7 protein-coding genes are annotated in these 7,455 nt (G+C 35.9%); 1 reads left to right on the top strand and 6 read right to left on the bottom strand.

Translation table 11 applies throughout. The features are described from left to right. Positions 1-191 precede the first annotated feature (191 nt). On the bottom strand, positions 192-1,379 hold the full coding sequence (gene tig, locus QVA17_RS08840; RefSeq protein WP_287388074.1) for a trigger factor: 1,188 nt from the start codon (positions 1,377-1,379) through the stop codon (positions 192-194). 313 nt (positions 1,380-1,692) lie between these two features. On the opposite strand from tig, the gene QVA17_RS08835 reads away from it, so the two are divergent. Continuing rightward, positions 1,693-2,427, top strand: a complete 735-nt coding sequence (locus QVA17_RS08835) for a lysophospholipid acyltransferase family protein (RefSeq protein WP_287388073.1) — start codon at positions 1,693-1,695, stop codon at positions 2,425-2,427. A 312-nt stretch (positions 2,428-2,739) separates the two neighbouring features. On the opposite strand, the gene QVA17_RS08830 is transcribed toward QVA17_RS08835, so the two are convergent. The 5 genes from QVA17_RS08830 to QVA17_RS08810 all read right to left on the bottom strand — a co-directional run bounded on the left by QVA17_RS08830 (position 2,740) and on the right by QVA17_RS08810 (position 7,292). Then, positions 2,740-3,243 (bottom strand): hypothetical protein, encoded by a 504-nt coding sequence (locus QVA17_RS08830; protein ID WP_287388071.1) that lies wholly within the window; start codon positions 3,241-3,243, stop codon positions 2,740-2,742. 232 nt (positions 3,244-3,475) lie between these two features. Further along, positions 3,476-4,042 carry a DUF1934 domain-containing protein gene (locus QVA17_RS08825; RefSeq protein ID WP_287388068.1) on the bottom strand — a complete coding sequence of 189 codons (567 nt, stop codon included), beginning with the start codon at positions 4,040-4,042 and terminating at the stop codon, positions 3,476-3,478. A 14-nt stretch (positions 4,043-4,056) separates the two neighbouring features. Continuing rightward, a complete protein-coding gene (locus QVA17_RS08820) occupies positions 4,057-4,725 on the bottom strand; it encodes a GntR family transcriptional regulator (RefSeq protein ID WP_287388065.1) in 669 nt (222 codons plus the stop codon). Further along, positions 4,722-5,609, bottom strand: a complete 888-nt coding sequence (gene ispE / locus QVA17_RS08815; protein ID WP_287388062.1) for a 4-(cytidine 5'-diphospho)-2-C-methyl-D-erythritol kinase — start codon at positions 5,607-5,609, stop codon at positions 4,722-4,724. The genes QVA17_RS08820 and ispE overlap by 4 nt, the downstream gene beginning before the upstream one ends. A 309-nt stretch (positions 5,610-5,918) precedes the next feature. Beyond that, a complete protein-coding gene (locus tag QVA17_RS08810; protein WP_287388060.1) occupies positions 5,919-7,292 on the bottom strand; it encodes an MATE family efflux transporter in 1,374 nt (457 codons plus the stop codon). Positions 7,293-7,455 lie beyond the last annotated feature (163 nt).

Below are 7,455 nucleotides of genomic sequence, written 5' to 3'. Positions count from 1 at the left end.
TGAACGCAGTGGCACTTTGTGCCACCTGTCAGAAGGGGCTTTAACCCCTTCTGACACTAGTAAGCTTTATACCCCCGCTTAAAGCTTACGCTTTTGAAGCGGGGGATTGCTTACACTGCGTTCAAAATTCACATTATCAAAAACTAAAAAAAGCACTAGACCCTAAGGCCTAGTGCATAAACACATATTTATTATTCAGCTGTTGTAGTTGTTAAAACGCTATTGTCAGCAAGGAAGTTTGTTACATTAGTATATAAGCACTGGTAACCAATTTCAGCATTCATTTCGTTACCGTATTCGCTTAAGATTGCATCATAGTTATCATAACCATAGTAAGATGCTAATTCCTCACCTGTTGTATTGATTTCATCAGCAGTAACTGTAATATCATTATCTGCTGCAATGATTGTTATAATCATCTTCTCAAGTAAGTAGCTCTTTGCATACTCATCTGCATATTCATTGAAAGCGTCTGTACTTTCAAAGCCATAAACAGTTGTAATATATGTCTCTAAATCTGTGATTCCATAGTATGAACCGTATGTATCAAATTCAGACTGAATATTATCATTTAATGTATCAAGTAACTGCTGTAATTCATCAGCTGGGTAATCATTTACCTCTAAGTTTTCTGTAATTAAAGCATATACAGCGCTGTACTTTGCACTAACAAGGTTAGATGCTGCTGTTTTCTCAAGATTAGCTCTAACTGCTGCTGTTAATTCCTCAACTGTTGTACATCCATCATAACCAAGTGTTGAAGCATTAGTTGCTACCCAGTCATCTGTTAATTCAGGAACTACGTCCTTCTCAATATAGTTAACAGTAACTGTAAAGATAACGCTCTTACCTGCTAAATCTGTTGATGAATAGTCAGATGGGAAAGTACAAGGAATATCATATGTCTGACCTACTGTTAAGCCAATAAGACCCTGATCTAAGTCATCAATAAATGCTCCTGAACCTACTGTATATGTATATGAAGTTGCTGTACCACCTGAAAATGCGACGCCATCTAAACTACCTGAATAATCAAGGTTGATTACATCGCCTTCCTTTGTCTCACCTTCATAAACGTTCTCAGTCTCTGTAAGCTGTTCAAGAAGTGTCTCTAACTGACTGTTAACATCATCATCTGAAACTGTATATGAGGATGTGTCAACATCGATTTCACGATTTAAATAATCCTCTGAATTAATAGTTACATAGTTCTTATAAATGTTAGCATTAGCAACGATTGTATCTGCATACTCCTCTGCTGTAATTTCAGAATTAACTGTAGATGTTGCTGTTGTTGTTGAACTATCTTTGCTAGAACAAGCTACTAAAGATGCTGCTAAAGTAGCTGCGAGCATAATGCCCATGAATCTTCTCTTCATAATTCCACCATTTCCTCTTTATTATTTAATTTATACCAGCAAGTTCTATCTTCTCTATTGTCATAGGAAAATCTTTCCTACGGCCCCAATTAAACATCCGTCTTTCCTTTGCTAGACCCCGTTTAATCAAACATGCGTGGACTTTTTTAGTTATACCATATTTCATAATTATTTAAAAGGTTATTCACATTTTTTTCAACGATTAAACTAATTTTTATAAAGCCCAATTCTTTTCTTAAATACTAGTTTTAACGCTTTTAAAATCTACAAACTAAAGGTATAATTAAGTTGATAAAAAATTAAGGAGAATGATATGATTCGTGTTCTTTTAGTGCTTATTTGGATTGTATTTTACTGCATTTTAAGCATAATCTTACTTCCAATAGGCTATATAATTTCTAAAATTAATCGTGGCGCTAGCCAGGTCTACGCAGCCACCCTAGTTAAGTTCGTCTTTAAAGTGATTTTATTCCTATCTGGCACCAAGACTGAAGTGGTTGGTCTTGAAAATATTCCTAAAGACGAGGCTGTACTTTTTGTAGGTAATCACAGAAGCTACTTCGATGTAGTAATAGGATATACATTGGTTCCATTAAAGACTGGTTTTGTTGCTAAAAAGGAAATGAATAGAATCCTTATTATTAGACAATGGATGAGATTACTTAGATGTCCATTCCTTGATAGAGATAATATTAAGGAAGGGTTAAAGACCATTTTAAGAGGTATCGACTATATTAAAGACGGAACTTCTATTGTTATCTTCCCAGAAGGTACAAGAAACAGCGGTGATGGATTGATGGAATTCCACACAGGTTCCTTTAAATTAGCTGAAAAGTCTGGCTGTAAGATTATTCCTATGGTTCAGAATAATACAGATCAGATCTTTGAAGCCCACTTCCCATTTATTAAAAGGACTCACACAAGAATTGAATTCTTAGAGCCTATAGATATGACTAGCATGAGTCGTGATGAGAAGAAGGAAATTCCAAGTAAGGTCTATAATATTATTCTTGAAAATTATAACAAGCATCAGGAAGAATTTAAGTAATAAAACTTTATAATAAGACTTTACAAAAACAAAAAAGAAATATAAAAAAGAGCTTTGGTATTTGAGTTTTCTCAATTCCAAAGCTCTTATTATATTTGTAAGTCAAGACTCGCTCGCGAGTCTTGCGCGCCGGATTCGGGTCTGCTTCAAATGTAGCAAACACTCCGTGTTTGCTACTTAGCGTCAGCCTTATTTTGCGAAGCAAAATTCTAATGGCTGATGTTCCTACTGCAGACAAATTCCTATCCGAATCCGTGCGCATCCTCGCGGAGCGTTTAACTCAGTCGGAGCTTGTACTCCGACTGAGTTAAATTACTTCTTCTTGTTCTTCTTAGCAGTAGCCTTATTGTTCTTCTCTACTGTTTCGTTAGCCTTATCAGCTACCTTCTTCCAGAAGCCCTTCTTTTTCTTCTCAGTTACAGCAATCTTACCACCACGAACTGACTTAATACCTACGATGTAGATACCACTTACTTCTGCCTTAACTTCTGCCTTTACAGGAATCTGTTCAAAGACTCTTGGATCAGCTAAAAGTGTCATAACCTGTGGGCCAACCTTTGCCTTAACGATAGGCATCTTACGACCTCTAAGATACTTAGGTGTCTGATCTAAAACGATCTTAGGCAATCCAGCATCTTTCATCTTCATGGTCTTCTTATCAATAACTAACATAGAAACCACCTGCTTAGCAGCATCAATCTGCTCCTGATTAGCAGCCTGCTTCTTCTGTAATTTCATTCCAACAATAACAAGCACAATAAGTGCAACTACAACAACGGCTAAAACAGCCAATAAAACTATGAGCCAAACTGGCATGGTGTACTTCCTCCTACATTATAAAACTGCATCAAATCTGACGCCTAAAATATTATAGCATGACTATTAGGCATTGAAAAGCATCGAAATTTATTATTATTTTGCTAGTCAAGACTCGCTCGCGAGTCTTGCGCGCCGGATTCGGGTCTGCTTCAGCAGACAAATTCCTATCCGAATCCGTGCGCATCCTCGCGGAGCGTTTAACTCAGTCGGAGCTTGTTCTCCGACTGAGTTAAATTTCCTCTTCTAGTTTGCTAGTTATACATATTTCCACATTACACTCAGATATTGTATTGTAATTAACATCTAGTGAATAATTTAATTTGATTGCAATTCTATTCTCTTCTCTTTTTATTCTTAAATTTTTAGTATAAATACCAATTAACAAACTACCAAAAGGTGTTTCATAAGCGGTTGTATTCTTCTTTCCAGCCTGAAAAATCATATGTGTTGAGTAATAGCCCTTTTTAATAAGTTCTACAACCTGAGAACCGTCCTCATTACATGCAATTTTAATGGTATTCTTAATTACATTTGAATCCTCATCAAGCTCATCAAACTTGATATATTCGCTTCCATTAAGCACTCCATAATGGCCAAGATGAATCACCTCAAGTTCGTCATCGTTATCCTTCTTAGTTTCCTCATCTCTTACTTCATTATCATTTAGATTAGGAATCTCAACAAGTTCTGCATCTTTAATAAGCATTGGGTCACTTAATCCTTCATCTATATCTATAGAAAAAGGGTCATCATACATTCCCTTGATTTTAACAAATACTTTTTCTTTATTCTTCATATTCCCTACTATAATTATCTATTAAGTAATCTAATAATTCCCTTCTCCTGATTATTAATATGCTGTCTAATTACTGTCTTAGCTTCATCAACATTACGGATTGAGAACTGTCTAATAATATCATTATGCTCAGAAATAAGGATTGAATGTGTTCTTGCGTCCTTAACATATTCTAGTCTGTAGCGATACATTTGCTCAGATAAGTTATTAATAATCTGAATTAATCTAGCATTCTCTGTCATTGCATAAATAATATCATGGAAAGCTACATCGGCATCAACAATAGCAACTACGTCCTTTGAAACGATTGCTGATTCAAATACCTTATTGGCAGCCTTTAATTCATTTAATCTATCAGCTGTTACATTTCTACAAGCTAGAGTTGCAGCTAATTCCTCAAGAGCTGATCTTACCTCAAGTACGTCCTTCATATCCTTTTCAGTAATATGAGCGACTTCAGCGCCCTTTCTTGGAATCATAATTACAAGGCCTTCAAGCTCAAGCTTTCTAATAGCCTCACGAATAGGAGTTCTTGAAACTCCAAGCTTCTGAGCTAATTGAATTTCCATAAGTCTTTCGCCTGGTTCCATCTCGCCCTTTAAAATAGCCTGTCTTAATGTATTAAATACAACATCTCTAAGTGGTAAATACTCACTTACATCCATCTTTAACTCGCCTTTCATTTTTTACCTCCATTTACTAAATTGAATACGTCTGTAATGTAGACCTGTCTTGCATCCTGCTTTTGTCTTAAAATTTCCTGACAAGCCTTAGCTCTTTCCTCATCCTCAAAAAGTCCAAATACTGTCGGTCCGCTACCACTCATCATGGCATTTAGAGCCCCGCATTCTAACATATCATTTTTAATTGTATCAATAACCGGATACATAGGAATTGTTACTTGTTCAAGCACATTTCCCATCTTTGAAGCAACCTCATAGAGGTCTCCTACCTCAAGTCCAGATATAATCCCATCAATATCAGGGTGCTTAATTTCCACTTCATCAGAATCAAGCTTTTCATAAACAAGCTTTGTAGATACTGAAATAGGTGGCTTAGCAATAACAATATGGCAATCTGGCATTGGTCTAAGAGTAGTTAATTCCTCACCAATTCCTTCTGCTAGGGCTGTTCCTCTAAGTAAACAATAAGGAACATCTGCACCAAGCTTTACGCCTAATTCCATAAGCTGTCTTAAATTAAGACCCAGGTAAAATAACTTATTAATTGCAAATAAAGTAGAAGCCGCATCTGTACTTCCACCCGCCATACCAGCCGATACTGGAATAAATTTTCTTAAGTCAACTTCAATTCCGCCTTTAAAGCCGTAAGTTTCCTTCATTAATATAAATGCTTTATATATAAGGTTATTCTCATTAACCGGTAAAAATCCTAGATTAGTATGTATCTTTACTTCATCTTCTTCAATCTTTGTTACAACAAGTCTGTCATAGATACCCACTGTCTGCATAATCATTCTTACATCATGGTATCCGTTTTCTCTTCTTCCAACGACATCAAGGCCAAGATTAATCTTAGCTCTAGCCTTTAGCCTAACACTTTCCATAGTTACTCCTAATTAAAAAACTCATTATTTGCTTAAAATTTCCCCGTAAAAAGCAAATAGACGTATCGTGTATACATGATACACTCCACGTCTATTATATTAAATCACTTTTTTATTTGCAAGGTTTTTGTATTTATTTTAGAACAATTTAATTAATTACTATCTAGTATCTATAACAGTAAAGCGGACATTCGGAATCCGCTTCGCTACTTCTTCATGAACGCAGTGGCACTTTATGCCTAGTAAGCTTTATACCCCCGCTTAAAGCTTACGCTTTTGAAGCGGGGGATTGCTTACACTGCGTTCAAACTACCTTTTTATCTTTATTACTTCTCTCTTCCAAAGGCCTGTCCAGTAGAGAATATATAGGATTACAGCGGATGTTGCATTAGATACAACAACTGCGTACCATACAGATTCTACGCCCATGTGAAGAATACTTGAGCAAACCCATAGAGTTAAAAATCTAAAAATCCAAATTCTTGATGCATCAACAAGCATTGTAACTAAGGTATGGCCGCTACCATTAAAGAGGCCCTGAGTTACATTGTAAAATGCATTAGTAAAACACCAAGCTGCCATTATAGATAGGAAGTCCGTTGCAAGAGGCACAACCTCCATATCACTAGTAAATATCTTTACAAGGAAAGTGGCAATAGGTCTTCTAGATAAAAGCATACCAAATATGAAAAGGAAAACCGCACCAATTCTTAAGGTAATGTGATAAGCCTTATCCGCTCTCTCCTTATTACCTGCACCGATATTTTGACCAACGATTGTAGAAATAGCTGAACCAAGACCGTTTGCCGGCATTGTAATAAGAGAGTTAATCTTATTGCCGATACCGTAAGCCGCAGTGGCCATAGTACCGTAAACAGCTACATTTTTAGTCATAAGCATAAAGCCAAACTGCATTGTACTACCACCGATAGAGGTTGGAAGTCCAATTTTGAAAATGTTAGACACCTTGTTAATGTCTAGCTTAAAGCCTCTAAAGTTAATTCGTATTAACTGAGTCTTTCTTGAAAGGATAAATATTGCAACGATTGCACATGGCACCTTTGCAAGTAATGTCGCAAGGGCTGCTCCCATAATTCCCCATCCAAAAACCATAAGGAATAAAGGATCAAGAACTAAGTTTACTGCAACACCTAAAGTGTTAAGTAACATAGGTTTTATGGTATCTCCCTGAGACTGCTTAACCGAGGTAAACAAATTAATAGTAAATAGGAATGGTAAATCCAAAACTACTATTCTAATGTAAGTTAAACCAAATCTATAAATATCGCCACTTGCACCAAGCCAAGCCACAAGGCCTGGAGATATAAGATAGCAAAATACTGCTAACACAAGAGAAAAGCCCCAAGCTGTAAGACAAATGTGATTAGCCATGGAGTTGGCCTCCTCATCCTTTCTTGCACCTAAATATTGGGCTATTAAAATCGCACCTGCTGTAGTAAAACCATTTCCAAAATTAATCAATATATTCTGAAAAGGCGATACTAAAGTGATTGCTGCTTGGCTATCTGTACCAATCTTTCCAAGCCAGTAAGTGTCTGTCAGATTATACATACTCTGAATAAAGCTGTTAATCATAACAGGAATTGCAAGGGTTAAAATCGCCTTGACCAAATTTCCGCTAAGGATTTCATTCCTTTTAGACGCGCTTAGTTTCTTTGCCATAACTTCTCCTAATATTTTTCAATATGTTATCTATAAATGTTTCTTGACAATTATCAAATTATAAACAATAATTATATTAGCATAAAAATATGTATTTTCTACAAATTTATACCTTGATATAAGAGAAAATACAGAAATTTTGTTAACCAATACAAAACCGGTA

Origin of the sequence: Lachnospira sp. (genome assembly GCF_016290755.1) — a bacterium.
Taxonomy (GTDB): domain Bacteria; phylum Bacillota; class Clostridia; order Lachnospirales; family Lachnospiraceae; genus Lachnospira; species Lachnospira multipara.
The sequence above is the reverse complement of the archived record's forward strand: the minus strand, read 5'-3'. Positions and strand labels throughout refer to the sequence as shown.

Excerpts from the sequence above, each read along its gene's own strand:
- QVA17_RS08820 (WP_287388065.1), bottom strand. The coding sequence starts at position 4,725 with ATGAAAGGCGAGTTAAAGATGGATGTAAGTGAGTATTTACCACTTAGA.
- QVA17_RS08830 (WP_287388071.1), bottom strand. The coding sequence starts at position 3,243 with ATGCCAGTTTGGCTCATAGTTTTATTGGCTGTTTTAGCCGTTGTTGTA.
- ispE (WP_287388062.1), bottom strand. The coding sequence starts at position 5,609 with ATGGAAAGTGTTAGGCTAAAGGCTAGAGCTAAGATTAATCTTGGCCTT.
- QVA17_RS08825 (WP_287388068.1), bottom strand. The coding sequence starts at position 4,042 with ATGAAGAATAAAGAAAAAGTATTTGTTAAAATCAAGGGAATGTATGAT.
- tig (WP_287388074.1), bottom strand. The coding sequence starts at position 1,379 with ATGAAGAGAAGATTCATGGGCATTATGCTCGCAGCTACTTTAGCAGCA.
- QVA17_RS08835 (WP_287388073.1), top strand. The coding sequence starts at position 1,693 with ATGATTCGTGTTCTTTTAGTGCTTATTTGGATTGTATTTTACTGCATT.
- QVA17_RS08810 (WP_287388060.1), bottom strand. The coding sequence starts at position 7,292 with ATGGCAAAGAAACTAAGCGCGTCTAAAAGGAATGAAATCCTTAGCGGA.